This window comes from Paraburkholderia caballeronis (assembly GCF_900104845.1).
GTDB classification, from domain to species: domain Bacteria; phylum Pseudomonadota; class Gammaproteobacteria; order Burkholderiales; family Burkholderiaceae; genus Paraburkholderia; species Paraburkholderia caballeronis.
In genome coordinates, this window is the sequence record NZ_FNSR01000002.1 from 640,737 (window position 1) to 657,242 (window position 16,506).

The window sequence follows — 16,506 nt, forward strand, 5'->3', positions numbered from 1 at the left end:
GTCCTGTTGTGTTCCGGCTTATCCCGCGACTGTCGACGACCGCGCAACGCGCCGCGCTTCAGGTCTTCTGCATCGCGGCCCGGCGCGCGTCGAGCGCGTCCGCCAGCGCGCGCGGCGGCCGGAAATACTGATTCTCCGCTTCGCCCAGTTCCTCTTCGACGAGCCCCGGCCACCACTGGCGAAAGCGCGCGAGCAGCCGCTGCACCAGCACCTCCGGCACCGACGCGCCCGCGGTCACGCCGACCGTGTTCACGCCGTCGAACCATCGCCCCTCGACGCCCGCGTCGTCGTCGACCAGATGCGCGGCGACGCCGCCCGCGCTCGCGACCTCGCACAGCCGCAGCGAATTCGAACTGTTGCGCGCGCCGAGCACGATCACGGTGTCGCACAACTGCGCGAGCCGTTGCACCGCGAGTTGCCGGTTCTGCGTCGCATAACAGATGTCGTCGCCATGCGGGCCGCGCAGATCGGCGAAGCGGCCGCGCAGCACGTTGATCACGCGCTCGGTGTCGGCGTGCGCGAGCGTGGTCTGCGTGACGTATGCGACGCCGCGCGCCGCGTCGATCGGCATGGCCGCCGCCTGCGCCTCGTTCTCGACGACCGCGATCCGCTCGCGCGCGCCGCGCGGATAGTGGCCTAGCGTGCCGACCACTTCCGGATGACCGAGATGGCCGATCACGAACACCGCGCGCCCCGCCAGCCCGTGCTGCTCGACTTCGAGATGCACCTTCGTGACGAGCGGACAGGTCGCGTCGAGCGCATCGAGACCGCGCCGTTCGGCGTCGTCGTACACCTCGCGCGCGACGCCGTGCGCGCTGAAGATCACGTGCGCGCCGTCCGGCACTTCATCGAGCGTATCGACGAACACCGCGCCGCGCGCGCGCAGGCGCTCGACCACGTAGCGGTTATGCACGATCTCGTGGCGAACATAGACCGGCGCGCCGAACAGTTCGAGCGCCATCTCGACCACCTTGATCGCACGCTCGACGCCCGCGCAGAAACCGCGCGGATTGGCCAGCACGATCTTCATCTGCCGCTCCCTGCTCGCACTTCGGACAACCAACGCCGCGACGCCGCGGTTGTTCGCGACCGGCCGCCGTGGCACACTGCGCCGCATGGACGCGCAATCCCAGCCGGCCCCGCCGCTACCGCAAACCGTGTTCGACATCGTCGCGATGGTGCTGCGCTGCGATGCCGCGTCGCTGTCGTCGACGACCCATCTGTTCAACGACCTGCACGTCGATTCGCTGAACGCGCTCGAAATCCTGATCGAACTCGAAGACGCATTCGCGATCGAGATCGGCACCGACGACGCAAAAAAAATGCAGACGCTCGCCGACGTCGTCGCGCTCGTCACGCGGATGCGCGCGCAGCCGGCGCAGTGAGCGCCGCCGATGCGCGCGTCAGCAACAGCAGCAACCGCAATGAATCTGGAACGGGCCGCAGTCGAGCGGCAACAGCGCGAGCGCGATGCGGATCGGCCGGATCTCGCAGCCCAGCACCGTCAGGTCCGCGTAGAACACTCGGCAGTCGTCCACGTCCACCGGCTCGCGCTGGTTGGCGGCCAGCGACGACGACACGATCAGCAGCGCCTGCTTCGAGCCGCACGGCGGCAACTCGATCGCGCCTTCCTTCGGCAGCAGTTCGGCCTGCACCGTCGGCGCGGGCGAGCCGCCGCGCGAACTCCATTCGCCGAGCTTCAGTTCGACCTTGCGTTCGCGCCGTCGCGGGTTGTCGATCGACAGCGGCACGATCCGGCGTTCGCCGACCCGCGCATAGACGATCAGGTCCGCGTCGACGATGCAGCACTGGCAATGACAGGTGTCGCGCCCGCAGTCGCAATCGCAATCACAACCGCAGTCCTGGTACGATGCGTGGCGCTGCGTAGCCGGATCGCCCTGGCGCCAGCCGCCGCGCGCGCGTTGCGGCGCGCTGCGCATCGTCGCGCCGCCGAACGACGCGCCGCCGAACGAATCGGTGAGATTCGTCGCGGCCTGGCGCAAGCCGTCGAGGATCGGCGCGGCAACGCCTTCGTTGATGAGACGCAGCAGGTCGGATACGCCGCCCGACAGGTTCGCGGACGACGCGCCGGCCGAGCCGGTCGAGAACGCGCCGCCCGCGCCGGCCGCGACGGTCGGCATGCTGAACGCCGACGGCTGGCCGGCGTACGACTGAAAATAGTTCACTTCCCTCTCCTCGTGGCCTTTTCGAGGCCGGTCGGCGCGATCAGGAAACGGATGCTCTCGTCATAGAGGAATCCCACCGCCGAATAACGCGTGCGCGGGTCCAGCGTGTCGGGCACGCGCACTCTCAATTCGACGGCGATGCTGTGTCCGCTCGCCAGTTCGATCGGCGCGCCTTCGACGTCGACCCACAACAGGCCCATTTCCTCGAAGTGCTTCTTGCCTTGCCGCAGCCACGCGTTGAACCACTGCTGCGGCAACGTCACCGTTTCGTCGGCGTCGCGCAGCGTGCCGCGCAACGTGCGGCACACGATCAGTTCGTCGTCGAGCGCGATCGGGCCGAGGTTGCCGATGACGAGCGGCACGTTGCCCGCGTTCGTGAACACGGCCGTCTTCGTCACGCGTTTGCCCGGCTGGTTCTCGACCACGATTTCGGCCGGCTGCACGTCGAGCTGCACATGCTCGGTCACGTGCAGCTCGACCGGATACCGATGCGCGCCGACCTGCAACGACGCGCGATAGCTGCCCGGCGGCGTGTGCGGATCGATCGACGCGCGCACCGGCACGAACGAATGCTGGCCCGGCGCGAGGATCGCGGGAATCGAGACGGCAAGATCGGGCGCGATGGACGGGGCATCGGTTTCCTTGTCGCCGGTTGCGGCGCTGCGTGTGCGCGCGGCGGGCAGCCCGCATAACCGCGCGTCGCGAACCACGACGCGCGCTTCGCCGGGATTGTGCAGGCGCACCGTGCCTTTCAGCCTGCGCGGACCGCCGGCGAGCACGATCGGCGCGTCGTCGTGATGATCGACCACTGAGTATTCGGGCAACACCCGCACGACCCCCTCCTTGCGCGACCCGGTGACCGCCGCTCGTGGATGCGCCGCGTCAGCATCGACCGCGCGCCCCGCATCGACGCTAATCCGACAGATGGATGCGCACGCCGTCGCCGTCGAGATCGCTGTCGACGTGCGCGTGCTGCGCCGGTCCGCACGCGTGGTCGCCGCCGACGACGAACGGCCGCCGGCCCATATCCTCGATCAACGTCTTTTGTTCAGATGAATAGTTGAAGCCCACCACTTCGACGCCGAACAGCGTGAGCGCGAAATGCTGTTGCTGCGGCTTGCAGATTTTGGTGGAAGGGAAACGCTCCAGCCCGAGCTTCAGACACAGATCGACCTGCAACGGCTTCAGGTCCATCTCCAGTTGCGTGCGCGCATCCGAGCGCGTATCGGTTTTCAGCTTGATGTCGTCGAGGCCGAGCACCTGAAGTTGCGCGGTGGCTTTCGAATCGATCGTGTTGGTGGAATTCGACGTGATGTCGTTATCAGACGTCGAGTTGATCGTTGCGTTGGTGTTCGCGTCGACGATGCTGTTCGACGTGCTCGTGACATCGATCGAACCGCTTCCGCCGCCGCCCTTGCCCCCCTTTCCGCCGCCGCCCATGACGTCCTCACTGAACGCGTTCGACCTTGCTACAATAAAGCAGAGCTAAACAGGCAAGTCAAGGCGGAACACGGCTCGCTTCGCGGTTCGCAAGGCCGCACGCAGCGCGCCTCTCATGGCATGCAAGCCGATCCTCGCGATTCACGATGAGCGTGCAACGTTCGTCGCATGCACAGGTGCGACGCCGCACCGTCGCACGATACGATCGCAATCGATTCACGTCTCTTTGTAGCACCCGCTCAAAAGAATCCGGCAACGCGCATCCACCTGAATGCGGCGGTCGCCGTCCTCGCAACTCGCAGCGACACGTACCGTAGTCCGGCGGAGGATCGTGCGATGAGCAAACGCCTGTACCTGATCAATCCGCGCTCGGTGCTGCCCGGTTATTTCGGAACCGAAGTATTCGACGCATGGGGCTTCGCGCCCGCCGTCGGCATCGCGGACCTCGCGACCGCGACCGTCGCCGCACTCGCGCCGGATGACTGGGCCGTGACGATCTGCGACGAACATCTCGAACCGGTCGATTTCGAATGCGACACGGACTTCGTCGGCATCACCGGCAAGGTCACGCAGGCGCCGCGTCTGATCGCGATCGCCGCCGAGTTCAGGCGGCGCGGCAAGACGGTGATCGTCGGCGGCCCATACGCGTCGCTCGCGCCGCAGATGCTGCGGGACCATGCGGACATTCTCGTCTGCGGCGAACTGGAAGCGCTTGCTGCGACGCTGTTCGCCGATCTCGAACGCGGCACGTGGCAAGCCGAATATCACGCGGCGAAACCCGACCTCGCAGATTCGCCGCAGCCCCGCTGGGATCTGTATCCGAACGATCGCGCGCTGATCGGCTGCGTGCAGACGTCGCGCGGCTGTCCGTTCGAATGCGAGTTCTGCGACGTGATCGCCTACCTCGGGCGGCATCAGCGACACAAGCCGATCGAACACGTGCTCGCGGAACTCGATGCGCTGTATGCGCTCGGTTATCGCAGCGTGTTTCTTGCGGACGACAACTTCACCGTGTATCGCCGCCGCGCGCGCGAACTGCTGATCGCGCTGCGCGACTGGAATCGAAGGCAGGCCCGCGGACCGCTCGTGTTCGGCACGCAGGTGTCGATCGACGTCGCGCGCGACCCGGAGCTGGTCGCGCTGTGCGCGGACGCGGGCATCGAATGGGTGTTCGTCGGACTGGAAACGCCGAACGAGGCGAGCCTGAAGGAGTGTCACAAGGCACAGAACGTCGGCGTCGATCTGCTCGCGCAGGTGGACGTGCTGCTCGCGCATGGGATCGCGGTGTCGGGCGGGATGATCGTCGGCTTCGATCACGACGGGCCGGATATCTTCGCGCGACAGTATGCGTTCGCGATGGCGTCGCCGATACCGGTGTTTTCGCTCGGCTCGCTCGTTGCGCCAATGGCCACAGGGCTGCATCGCCGCTTGCGCGACGCGGGACGATTGATCGAAGGGCCGGCCGAGATCGCCGGCGCGCCATGGGATACGAACATCGTGCCGATGCGGATGACCCGCAGCGAACTGCTCGACGGACTGCGGCTGCTCTGCAACGGCCTCTATCGGCCGGCCGAATTCGGCGAACGCGTGCTGACGATGATCGCGCGACTCGCGCCTCATCCACTGCATGCGGCGATTCACGCGCAACATGTGCCGCGCGCGGTCGATACCGACGCGATGGTCGTCGTGAAGCGGCTCGCGAAGCTCGGCGACGATGAAGCCCAGATGGTGAAGGCGGTGCTGCGTGCGATGGCGAGGCGGCCGCATACCGGGCGCGCGGCGATGACCGCGCTGTTGCGGTATGCGCAGGTCAGGCATATGTACGATGCCGGGAATTATTGGGAACCGCGGGCGGTAATGGAGGCGGGACCGGCAGAAGAGGCGGCGGTGATGCCGAGGTCTGAGATGATCGCCCGATCCCCGGTCCCGCACGTGATGAGGCGTTGAATCGGATCACTCGCGATCCGCCGGTCTGCTCCACCCGCTCCCGCAAGCCCGGCATCGCGAAATCGGGAAACGCGCGCAGTTTCAACGGCAGCGCCAACTCGAACACCTGCAGCACGGTGCGAGGCACGTCGTCGCGCACCGCGTCCGCAGCCCGACGCCCGATGCTCGCAAAAGCAGCCATGTCGCGGAAATGCCGCAGATATGCGCAGCCTTAAAGACGCTTTTGCAAAACGCAAGTAATATCCCAGTGAAAAATAAATGCAGCAGTTGAACTGCCAATATAAAAACGGGGATTACGAGCTTGAAGCAAACCATAAAAGCAGCGGGAATATTCATCGCGGTCGTCGTTTGCACGCATCTCGCGCTGGCGCTGATCGTCGCATTCGAATCGTGCGTATTCGCGTGCCGGTTCATCGCGCGCCATATCTTCGTCGCCCTGTTGGCCGCGCTTCTGGCGGCGGCCATCGGCACTGCCATGACGCTGCTCGGACAATACGGTTCGTGGCAGGCGGCCCTGACGAACCTTCCGCTGCATGCGCTCGCCGTGCCGGGCGCAATCGCCATGGCGGCGCTGATCGGCTTCATCGCCGGGCGCAAAAGCATGCGACGCGATCCGCAAAAGCACGGCTCCCGGCAATCGGCTAGACTGGTCGCCCATCGTATCGACGAAGGCGAAAACCATGACCGGTCACGCTGGCATCAAGGCGCTAGTATTCGACGTATTCGGAACGGTGGTTGACTGGCGTAGCGGCGTCGCACGCGCAGTCGAACCTTTCTTGCAGCATCATGCGCCGCAACTCGACGCGCACGAATTCGCGGATGCATGGCGGCGCGAGTATTCGCCGTCGATGGAGGAGATTCGCAGCGGACGCCGCCCGTATGTACGGCTCGACGTGCTGCATCGGGAGAATCTCGTCAAGGCGCTCGCGCATCACGGAATCGACGGCGTCTCCGCTGACGAACTCGACGAACTCAATCTGGCCTGGCATTGGCTCGACCCGTGGCCCGATGCGATCGAAGGCCTGCTTCGGCTGAAGCGCCGCTTCATCATCGCGCCGCTGTCGAACGGCAACATCCGGTTGATGATCGACATGGCGAAACGCGCGGCGCTGCCGTGGGACGCGATCCTCGGCGCCGAAGTCGTTCGCGCGTACAAGCCGTCGCCGCGCGTCTACACCGAAACGGCGGAGATCCTCGGACTGCCGCCGGACCAGGTGTGCATGGTCGCCGCGCACAACGGCGACCTCGCGGCCGCGCGCGGCTGCGGCCTGAAGACCGCGTTCGTCAAACGCCCGAACGAGCACGGTCCCGCACAGACCACCGACCTGAGCGCCGCGCAGCAGTGGGACTTCATCGCCGACGACTTCAACGAACTCGCGACGCGTCTCGGCTGCGCGGTTTGAGACACCGCGCTATCGCCGCCGACGCGACTCCGCTCTCGCTTCCCAACTCCATGCCCATGACGACCCGCCCCGACTTCGCCCGCTTCCCTGTCTACAGCCTGCTTGAAGGCCCGACGCCGATCCAGCGCCTCGACCGCCTGAGCGACCGGCTCGGCATCAATCTGTTCGTGAAGCGGGACGATCTGATCGGGCTCGGAATGGGCGGCAACAAGCTGCGCAAGCTCGAATTCCTGGTCGGCGACGCGATCGCTCAACGCGCCGATACGATCGTCACCGTCGGCGCGCGCCAGTCGAATCACGCACGCCTGACCGCGGCGGCCGCCGCGAAAGCGGGCCTGCGCTGCGAACTGGTGTTGACGCGCGCGGTGCCGAGGACCGACGACGCGTACCTCGACAACGGCAACACGCTGCTCAACGAACTGCTCGGCGCGGTCGTGCACGACCTGCCCGGCACCGCCAACGCGCTCGAATTCGCCGAGGCGCGCGCGCAGCAACTGCGCGACGAAGGCCGCAACGTGTACGTCTGCCCGCTCGGCGGCTCCAGCCCGACCGGCTGTATCGGTTATGCGAAATGCGCAATCGAAATCCGCCAGCAGGAACACGCTGCGAACGTGCGATTCGACGAGATCGTCGTGCCGAACGGCAGCGGCGGCACGCATGCGGGGCTGGTCGCCGGTTTTGCGTCGCTCGGTGCAAAGCCCGCGCTGATCCGCGCCCATGCGGTGTACAGCAACGCGGAACGCTCGCGCGAGGTGACGCTCGACAAGATCAACCGGACGCTGCCGTTGCTGCAATCGTCGCTGTCGTTGTCCGCGGACGACCTGAACCTGTCCGACCAGCAACTCGGCGACGGTTACGGCATCCCGACCGACGCGATGCGCGCGGCCGTGAAAACGCTCGCAGCGGCCGAAGGCCTGTTCATCGACCCGGTGTATGGCGGCAAGGCGTTTGCGGGCCTGCTGCACGACGTCGAGACCGGCCGTTACGCGCGCGGGCAGAACGTGCTGTTCGTGATGACCGGCGGCCTGCCGGGCCTCTTCGCGTACCGCAGCGCGTTTTGAGAGCGGCCATGCGGCGTTGCGCGTAACGGTTACTGCGCCTGTTTCAGTCCGGTGGAAGCCGGTTGCTTCACCGCGTCGAGCCAACGGAACACCACCGCGGAAAGCAGCGTGATGACGCCCATGCAGATAAAGCTCACGCGAAAGCCAGCCTGCGTCGAGCCCCATTCGCTCGCGAACAGCCGCACGACGCCGCCGCCGATCGACACGCCGAGTCCCATCGCCAGCATCTGCGCCATCGAGAACAGGCTGTTGCCGCTGCCCGCATCCGCGTGCGACAGCCCCTTCAGCGTGACGCTGTTCATCGCGGCGAACTGCATCGACGTCGCCGCGCCGAACACCGCGAGCACGACGAGCGCGATCAGCGCGGGCGAGTCTTTGGACACGAGCGAGAACGCGGCGATCGACAGGCCGACGATGGCCGTGTTCACGAGCAGGAACGTCCCGTAGCCGAAGCGGCGGATCAGCGGCGCGACCCAGCGCTTCGTCATCGTGCCGGCGAGCGCGGCGGGCAGCATCGTCAGGCCCGAGCGCAGCGGCGAATAGCCGAGTTGCACTTGCAGCATCAGCGGCACCATGAACGGCACCGCGTTCGCGCCGATGCGGCACAGCAGGTTGCCGACCAGCCCGACGCTGAAGTTCGGCTCACGAAACAGTCCGAGCCTGAACAGCGGATGGGTCCGATACTTCGCGTGCACGACATACGCGAGAAAACTGGCGACGCTCAACGCGAAGCAGACGGTCGCCCATGCGGCCCGGTTCGTGCTCGCCGGCACGTCGACGCCGAGCGAAAACGCGCTCATGCCGAGCGACAGCAGCGCGCAGCCGGCGAGGTCGAACGGCGGCGCGCTCACCGCGTGATCGTGCGGCAGGAAGAATTGCGTCGCGGCAAGGCCGGCGAGACCGATCGGCACGTTGATCAGGAAGATCCAGTGCCACGAGATCGTCTGCGTGAGCCAGCCGCCGAGCGTCGGCCCGAGCAGCGGCCCGACCTGCCCGGCGATCGACACGAACGCCAGCGCGGACACGTATTGCTCGGCGGATACGCTGCGCAGCACCGCGAGACGGCCGATCGGCAACAGCATCGAGCCGCCGACGCCTTGCAGCACGCGCGCGACGATCAACTGGCCGAGCGTATGCGCGCCGGCGCAGCAGACCGAGCCGATCACGAAGATCAGGATTGCGACGAAGTACACGCGACGGGTGCCGAAACGGTCGGCGAGCCAACCGGACGCGGGCGTCAGGATCGCCATCGTCAGCGTGTAGCCGACGATGACCGGCTGCATCGCGAGCGCGGATTCGTGGAGGCTTTGCGCGATCGACGGAAGCGCCGTGTTGACGATCGTCGTGTCGAGCGACTGCATGAAGAAGGCGGTGGCCACTATCCAGAGCAGGGCCTTGTGCGCGGAATCACGGGTCATTCGCGTGTCCATGGAGCCACATGCCGACGGCTGCCGGATGGGATGTCCGGCGAGGATGCGAGGCAAACGGTGGCGAGTGGGAAGGTGCGATTCGAAGCAGCAGCGATGTGTTCGAATGTGTGCCGTTAGGAGAAAGGCGGCCGCAGATTAAAGTATAAGCTGTCCGTTCAATGGGCGCGCGACGCCCCCTGAGGTCTTGCCGAAAAGCATAAATTGGCCCACCGACCGAGATTAAGGCATAAGTTGTCCAAGCGAAAATATGCCTATTCGACAAGTTGTTTTTCTTGTGCCGTAACTAGCGAAACCGCGCTAGCATTGGTCACTGCTGCAAAGATAGCCGACTCACCGATCTGAGACGCAATCTCAACGCGCTGATCGACCTTCTTGCACGAATTGGTTATACCGTTTCGTATCTGGTCTCAGGCGTCCACGACCTCAGACTGTGGACGCAGGCGCTGGAACGTAGATTGACCAACGCAGGCAAGAAGTTGCGCATCGTTCATAGCCGATACGGCCTCCGGCGTTTGCCCCCCTTCCTGCAGCAGCGCAAGACACTGTCCGCGGTTCAATGGAGCGCACAGCTTGCGCAAAGGCAAGGCGCGCTCCGGGACTCCGAATTCCAGCCGCGTGAGCAATACGTCGACTGCATCGAGAAATTGCTGATGCTCAGGAAACAATGCCGAGAGTATGCGCTGAGCAGACCGCAAGTGAAACCGCGTGGCATCGGCGATGCTGACAATGTCGCCGTAGCGGATCGCCGTGAAGGGGTTTGCAGTGTAGGACCGCTCCAAACTGTCGACGGGAACGCCTTCGACCCAATCGAAGAGAATTGCAGCACGCTTGCAGCGGCGCCAGAAGGTGTGTTCGTCGGCACCGTAACGCTGGAGCAGCCTGGACATTGCTGGACCGAAGCGAACGATAACATCATTGATGCGAGCCGATTCGGCCCTACCACGCGTCATCAGCGGCGTATAAACGTCGGACATCTCCTGCAAAACCTGCACGTGCGCCAAGATATGGAGCGGAGGCGTTGTTGCAATGTCGACGCTACACAACAGCTCCACCAAACGCAGTCCAGACTCAAAAGAAAGAGACGAACTGCCCACTGCCTGCCCGAGCATGGTCAGGTGGACGATATCGTCACCCTCTTTTTCGGCGAGTCCCGCCTGCAGCAGACGATCCACAAAGGCGGCTACGCGCGGCTGAACCACAGCTACCCAGTTAGGGTTAGCACGAGCGGCAGCGTAACCGCCAAAGGTGTTCACAAGCAGACCCGGTATCTCGACCAGTTTGACGCCATGAACTTGGCTCAGAAGACGAAGTACCCAGGTCGGCATTGCCGATTCGGCAAACGAAGAAACGACGTCTTCGGGCGTTCCTTCGACGTATCGCTGGAACAGCCTGGCCCTTTCCACAGGGGTTTCCGCGAGTATGATGGCCTTCCCGATTTCGTTGAAACCCAGACGACCGGCCCGACCGGCCATGTTCTTGTACTCCGCAATCGAGAAGGGACGTCCGTCTTCGCCACGGAATTCCTGCTCGGCAAGAATTACGGTAGAAGCTGGCGTGTTAATCCCGGCCGCCAGCGTCGTCGTTGATCCAAGAACCCAGATACCGCCTTTTGTGTCCCGAAAACCGCGCTCAATCGCTTCACGCTCGGCTCGCAGCAAGTTAGTGCTGTGGAACGCAGTACCACCGCGCAGACATTCATGCAAATCATGTGAGGCAGAGGTCAGATCCTGCGAAGGGAGGGCATCGAGCGTTGCGGTCGCCGCCCCCTTACCGAGCTCGCCGGAGAGATAGCGAGCGCATCCTTGGGCTTTGCCACGCTGGTTGCGGAAAACAATCAGTTTCTCGCCAGCGCCGACGAGCTTCTGTGCCAGGGGAACAATGACATCCTGCGAACTAGGTTTAGCCTTTCGCACACGAATACTGTGCGGTGGCAATAGCGCATCTGTCTTGGTCATACCGTCAACATCGCGGTATTGGAAAACGCCGTTCCGGTCGAGCACCCCTTCAACCAGTGGGACCGGACGGTCGCGCGAGAGGAGGACTGGAATGTCGAGCCATTGATCAAACCCGTTCAAGCGACCAATAACAGCGGATAGCACAATCAGTTGTGGATGGACACCTCGAGTTCGAGCCCGAAGCAGTAACGCAAGAATCAGCTCGACGGTAATACCTCTGCGCGGATCGGTAATGAATTGCGCTTCATCAACTGTGACAAGGCCGATCCGGTTGAGGATGTGTGGTGCACCAAGCGCGAGGTTGAGAAACATCTCATAAGTGAAAAACCCGAGATCATAGCGGCCAGCAAGCACCTCCCCGATGGTATCTGTGGCATCGCCCATGCAGCGAACGATGCGCAGCCCCGACGGACCATATCGCTCCGAAAACTCTTCGAATTTTTCGCTGACGATTGCGCGGTACGGTAGCAGGAAGACCGCCTTCTTTCCTGCGATGACCGACTGGATAGCAGAAAGCTCTCCGATCATCGTCTTGCCCGAGCTGGTTGGCGCGACCGTCATGAGTGAACGACCCGCAAGCACGCCGTACTCGTTGACGGCGCGCAGTTGCAAGGCGTTGAGACCATCCGGAAAGCGCGCGCTCCATTGATCGACGATTGATTGTGGGAACCCATTGTCTAGCAACTGCTCGAACGGCCCGGCCATCTGCTCGACCGTGGTTGACGGGAAGGCGGCGTGGTAGTTAGCGCCGGGCACGAGCCGCGGAAAAACAAGCCCTCCTTGCACATTTCCCAAGAATACAGGCGTTTGTGTTGCGCCTATGCGCTCCGCTTCGACGCGAGCGATCTGAACGATTTCATCTCCCACGCCTGGAAAACTGATGCGTTCCACCGTAGTCGCTGTCATTGCCTGAATGACCGCGTACGTGAGAAGGCCGTGCCCGGTACCGGGTTGTTCCCACGCTACCTGCCGTGCGGTACACGCCGTCAGCAGGATTCGCCCTTCGCCGGCGACACCTTCTAGTGCGAAGACGCTTCTTGGCTGCGCGGGGACTTCCAGTACACGAGCCGGAGCATGCCCGCTAAAGCAGCAGTCCAGAATGCATAGGACGGCGCGGGCTCGGGTTGCCTTGAACGCGTCACCGATCGATGCCATGGACAAGGTGGTCCCGGCCAAGTCCGTGCAAAGGGTGTCGTAGACAGCGATGCCTCCATCCGGTGAACCGTGGCCGGCGAAACTGATGACAATGACATCATCGTCAGCAGCATTTGCCAGTGTGCCAAAGATCGCCTCTGAGACATTATCCCTTGTCGCGTTCTCGTCTACGAGTAGTTTGGCGCTAAAGCCCGGAATCGAATCGAGAAACAGCGCATTAAGAGCAGTCGCGTCACGGACCGCTCCCGTGAGCTCATCGATGTTGGGATCGAGCTGCCTGTTAACGCCGACGAATATTCCCTTCAAGGTCATGACGGCTTCCCTCTCGCCCTTTGCACATCACTTACAACCATTCCCCGCACAGATTTAATGCACAGGCAAATCCGTAGAAGCGAAAGAAGACGCCATTCCTCCGCTTTCAAAACCCGATGTCGCGAGTATCGCCCTCGTCCACAAGGGCCCTATCGGGCGAGCCGTCAGCGTGCCGACATCTCAGCCTACGATTTGAAATAATGCCATCTACCGCACGCCATCAGTCAAACAGCACATCGCTGAATGGTTGGTTAGCTTCCGCTCTTGCCTGTATTGCCAGTCGACGGCGCGGCCGGCGCCGGATTGCTCGGTACGGCTGGTTTGACCGACTGCATGGGCAATCCGGTCAAACCACGTTGAACAGTTCCTGCCGGATCTTGCACTTTTTGCATCGCCATGCCAGTTATGCCGTCATAGGTCGGCGAAGTAGTAACGGTGTTTTTGCCAGCCACGTTTGCCCCTCCAAGATTTACAGATACGAAAAAAGTCGTGAAAATTAGCGCAATGGCAAAGGCAGCGGCGGACATCCAATGGTTCACGTGATTCGCGCAGAAATCCCACCACAACTGTTCGCCAAGCGCTTTTTCTTCGGACTTCAGGTAGTACCTCTCAGCCCTGTCAAGCTGCAAGTTCACAACTCTCAGACTGAGTACATACGACACGACCACAAGCACCATCGCGAGCGTAAAGAAAATCCACGAGCCATATAAAGCCCAAGCAAACTCAGCCTGACGGATCGGTATGAAATCTTTCAGGAAACCAAGCGAGAGAGCGAGCCCGGCGCCTGAATACGTCAATATCGATTTGTCAAGGTTCTCCGCATTGGAAATCTGGCGCTTCGAAAGGTCGTCGCGATGGCGCTCGTAGAGGCGTTGCCGCTCCGCGGACTCGCTACCGTCCTCACACATACGCTACTTCGAGTTCCCGTTGCCAGACTTGCCGTCATTCGGCTTTCCGGCCCCTCGCGTGACCGGCTGCATCTTCTGCCCCGTCACCCCGCCATGGATGGTCCTGGTTGGAGCCTGAAGAGTCCGCCCCGTGCCCACGGGCAATACAACCGTTGGTCGTTTCATTTTCGTCTGCCCCCCTAGAAATGGCCGGCGCCTGCCCTGCATAACACCGGCCGTCAAAATCCGCCTAGATACCGTATACAAACAGACATCACTCAAATTTTCCACAATACTTTGTGATAAAAATACTCGCAAGCACAAGATATAGTAGCACTCGCCGCGCGCAACATCCAAGGTGCTGCGAGTTTTCCCGCAGCAAACATGCACGCGCTCGTCAGTTTTCCAGCGGAGCAGTCACGAAAGCACTTTCAAGCCAGTAAACTCTGTCACGAGCCGCGAAATAGAGTGGCGAGCTTTGACAGTGCGGTCTGTTCGTATCCAAGGTCATCAGTTGGCCGCGTTCGTTGGCCGATACGTCCTTGCCCCTCGGCCTTCATCGCGTCACACACCTGCTGGCGGAAGTTCGCGTCCGGTTGAACGACGGGCTGTTGTTGTACACCAGCTTCGCGTTCGGGATGACCTTGCGAATCTTGCTGACCATGCCGCCAATCTGCGCGATATGCGGTTTTCCAGTTTCGATCCGCAGCAGGTCAGCGTCGTTTTGCAGCGCGGTGACGCAATCGAACACGCAACGCGCTTCGCCCGTGTCTGCAACACGACGTAGCAACAGCATGCTAGCCTGCCGGAGAAACGACCCAGAGGACAGGAAAACGCGATGGCGGCCAACACGTCTAAGAGGAACCTACCCGCCGACTTACAGGAGTTGACAGCTCGGCCGCCTCTGTACCGGCTATTGGGCGTCGCGGACAAGGTGCACGGGAAGCACCTCAATCATGTCTGGAAAGGGTTGGTCGGCGTCCCTGGCGCGAATGAGCCGGCACTTCCGGCGGTAGTTAAGCACCTACCGAATACCGCACAGATTGACATCGAACTCGCCTGCGGACTGGCTTCGCAGGTATTAGGTCTCCCGGTCCCTCGCCCGGCGCTGGTCATCGCCGAACTTGACGACCTACCGTCGCATCCGGCATCGCTAAAGGATGGGCCGGTGATACTGTTCGGCAGCGTCTTCCAGACGCCAGACCCATTCATGGCTCGGTATGCCGGTCAGGGAGAACTCGGCGCGGAACACATATGGAGCCATGTCTGTAACGACAAAGCCAGCTCGTCCGGCTCCGCGTGGGATGAACTCGTTGCGAATCCGGATCGACACGCACAAAACTTGATATTCGACGGACTCAAGTGGTGGCTGTTCGACCACAACCTAGCGCTGCAACCGGTCTCGCGGCTATACAAGGCGATATCAGATAGTGAGTCGCAGGCACAACTCGTTGCACACACGGCCAAGGTTAATCAACTGCTCGACCAACTCGTCAGAAGGCGTCCTCATGATCACGGGATTGAGCAGGAAGCCCAAAAGCTCGCCCGAAACTCGCAAAGACTTAAAATGCTGGCAATCGAAATGGATAGATGGGTACTCCCGCCTGGCAAGCTGACAGACATCGTACGCGCCGCAAGTCTGATTGTGAATCTGATCGCACTACGACTGGAGCCGCTGTCGATGTACCTCGCCGCTAGACTCAAGAAACCAGACGCGGAGGCACTATGGAACGGTTCAACGATTTGAGTGTCTGGGATACCCCGCCTTACGCGGCCCATGTGGTCCCCGTTACATGGGAGCCAAATCATGCAACGGGCGAGAGATTTGTTGCCGTCGTGGCTATACGTTACGAAACGCCAGCTGGCACGCCACCCTCAAGCCATATCGTGTTCCGTCATCAGCAACTACGCGCGATGATAGGACACAGGAGGGCCTCCTCTGCATATGGAATTCTTGAACACGTATCGAGGTTTATATTTCAACAACTTGTTGCTGCTGTTCCACTCCCAGAACTGTCAGCGCCGTTTGAAGGGTTCACGACTGGAAGGCCCGTTCGCGCTCGGGGATACTCGGAAAACCAAGTAGTGGATACAGCCATCCGGACACTATCTGCATTCGGCACACGAGACACATATGTAGATGAACAGGAAGGCGTTCAACGCAACTCCGTGCCAACGAGCCAGTTCCTACGAACTCTCCGCACGACTTTTGCTGGGGATGAGAAGGACTTGCGTGCCCGATTCAACCGTCGAATTCAATGGCCAGGGGCCCCTGAAATCACAATCGACTACGCTCACAACAAGTACATGGTGCAGGTAACTAGCCTGCCTCAGTCCGTTCCGCATCTCATCACGTTGCAGAAGGAGGCGGAAAGCAAGATGTTCGAACTGGATGTCGCAACGACATTGATGCGTCGAGATGCCGCCGTGACTTACCCGGCGTTGCTTGTCAACACAGCAGCTCTATCCGAGTCTGTCACGGACGATGCCGAAGTCGTCGCCCGATCATTGCTTGACCGACTTCGATTCATGAGCGAACAAAAGGAAATGTCAATCATTGAGGCAACGAGCCCCGCCGATGCCGCTCGCATACTGGAGGAACTGGATTTCCGGCCAACGTCGTCGACTGGAAGGTTTCCTCGCATGGCAGTGGGAAGCTGACGTTTGACGTCATTCCCTCCCTTACGGACAACGTCTTAAGACGCCCCGAGAAAAACCGTGTGGATGAAC

The 16,506-nt window shown here is 62.1% G+C and carries 14 protein-coding genes and 1 pseudogene; 7 read left to right on the forward strand and 8 right to left on the reverse strand.

What is annotated here, in order from left to right; genetic code table 11:
• Positions 1–58: 58 nt before the first annotated feature.
• Positions 59–1,030, reverse strand: a complete 972-nt coding sequence (gene ispH / locus BLV92_RS19380; protein WP_090547928.1) for a 4-hydroxy-3-methylbut-2-enyl diphosphate reductase — start codon at positions 1,028–1,030, stop codon at positions 59–61.
• Between the two features lie 85 nt (positions 1,031–1,115).
• Here ispH and BLV92_RS19385 point away from each other — a divergent pair, with 85 nt between their 5' ends.
• Positions 1,116–1,385, forward strand: a complete 270-nt coding sequence (locus BLV92_RS19385; protein WP_090729961.1) for an acyl carrier protein — start codon at positions 1,116–1,118, stop codon at positions 1,383–1,385.
• Between the two features lie 18 nt (positions 1,386–1,403).
• On the opposite strand, the gene BLV92_RS19390 is transcribed toward BLV92_RS19385, so the two are convergent.
• The 3 genes from BLV92_RS19390 to BLV92_RS19400 form a co-directional block, all read right to left on the reverse strand.
• Positions 1,404–2,186: a hypothetical protein gene (locus tag BLV92_RS19390; RefSeq protein WP_090547931.1), complete on the reverse strand. Its 783-nt coding sequence runs from the start codon at positions 2,184–2,186 to the stop codon at positions 1,404–1,406.
• A complete protein-coding gene (locus tag BLV92_RS19395; protein WP_143040700.1) occupies positions 2,183–3,019 on the reverse strand; it encodes a COG1470 family protein in 837 nt (278 codons plus the stop codon). The genes BLV92_RS19390 and BLV92_RS19395 overlap by 4 nt, the downstream gene beginning before the upstream one ends.
• 79 nt (positions 3,020–3,098) lie before the next feature.
• On the reverse strand, positions 3,099–3,626 hold the full coding sequence (locus BLV92_RS19400) for a hypothetical protein (RefSeq protein WP_090547934.1): 528 nt from the start codon (positions 3,624–3,626) through the stop codon (positions 3,099–3,101).
• Between the two features lie 336 nt (positions 3,627–3,962).
• On the opposite strand from BLV92_RS19400, the gene BLV92_RS19405 reads away from it, so the two are divergent.
• From BLV92_RS19405 to BLV92_RS19415, 4 genes are all read left to right on the forward strand, one after another.
• Positions 3,963–5,573 (forward strand): B12-binding domain-containing radical SAM protein, encoded by a 1,611-nt coding sequence (locus BLV92_RS19405; RefSeq protein WP_090547935.1) that lies wholly within the window; start codon positions 3,963–3,965, stop codon positions 5,571–5,573.
• Between the two features lie 301 nt (positions 5,574–5,874).
• The gene (locus BLV92_RS31665) at positions 5,875–6,312 is read left to right on the forward strand and encodes a hypothetical protein (protein ID WP_143040701.1); all 438 of its coding nucleotides are present in this window, start codon (positions 5,875–5,877) and stop codon (positions 6,310–6,312) included.
• Positions 6,254–6,976 (forward strand): haloacid dehalogenase type II, encoded by a 723-nt coding sequence (locus BLV92_RS19410; RefSeq protein ID WP_090547937.1) that lies wholly within the window; start codon positions 6,254–6,256, stop codon positions 6,974–6,976. The genes BLV92_RS31665 and BLV92_RS19410 overlap by 59 nt, the downstream gene beginning before the upstream one ends.
• A gap of 56 nt (positions 6,977–7,032) precedes the next feature.
• Positions 7,033–8,037 carry a D-cysteine desulfhydrase family protein gene (locus BLV92_RS19415; protein ID WP_090547938.1) on the forward strand — a complete coding sequence of 335 codons (1,005 nt, stop codon included), beginning with the start codon at positions 7,033–7,035 and terminating at the stop codon, positions 8,035–8,037.
• A gap of 29 nt (positions 8,038–8,066) precedes the next feature.
• On the opposite strand, the gene mdtD is transcribed toward BLV92_RS19415, so the two are convergent.
• The 4 genes and pseudogenes from mdtD to BLV92_RS19440 all read right to left on the reverse strand — a co-directional run.
• On the reverse strand, positions 8,067–9,455 hold the full coding sequence (mdtD, locus tag BLV92_RS19420) for a multidrug transporter subunit MdtD (protein WP_090547940.1): 1,389 nt from the start codon (positions 9,453–9,455) through the stop codon (positions 8,067–8,069).
• Between the two features lie 419 nt (positions 9,456–9,874).
• Positions 9,875–12,889 carry a DEAD/DEAH box helicase gene (locus BLV92_RS19425; RefSeq protein WP_090547941.1) on the reverse strand — a complete coding sequence of 1,005 codons (3,015 nt, stop codon included), beginning with the start codon at positions 12,887–12,889 and terminating at the stop codon, positions 9,875–9,877.
• 251 nt (positions 12,890–13,140) lie between these two features.
• The gene (locus tag BLV92_RS19430; RefSeq protein ID WP_090547943.1) at positions 13,141–13,797 is read right to left on the reverse strand and encodes a hypothetical protein; all 657 of its coding nucleotides are present in this window, start codon (positions 13,795–13,797) and stop codon (positions 13,141–13,143) included.
• 449 nt (positions 13,798–14,246) lie between these two features.
• A pseudogene (locus BLV92_RS19440) lies at positions 14,247–14,551 on the reverse strand (isocitrate lyase); the annotation flags it as partial.
• Between the two features lie 63 nt (positions 14,552–14,614).
• Between BLV92_RS19440 and BLV92_RS32630 the strand changes: the two are divergent.
• Positions 14,615–15,523: a hypothetical protein gene (locus BLV92_RS32630; RefSeq protein WP_244283853.1), complete on the forward strand. Its 909-nt coding sequence runs from the start codon at positions 14,615–14,617 to the stop codon at positions 15,521–15,523.
• Positions 15,502–16,437 carry a hypothetical protein gene (locus tag BLV92_RS19450; RefSeq protein WP_244283854.1) on the forward strand — a complete coding sequence of 312 codons (936 nt, stop codon included), beginning with the start codon at positions 15,502–15,504 and terminating at the stop codon, positions 16,435–16,437. The genes BLV92_RS32630 and BLV92_RS19450 overlap by 22 nt, the downstream gene beginning before the upstream one ends.
• The last annotated feature ends 69 nt before the right edge of the window (positions 16,438–16,506 follow it).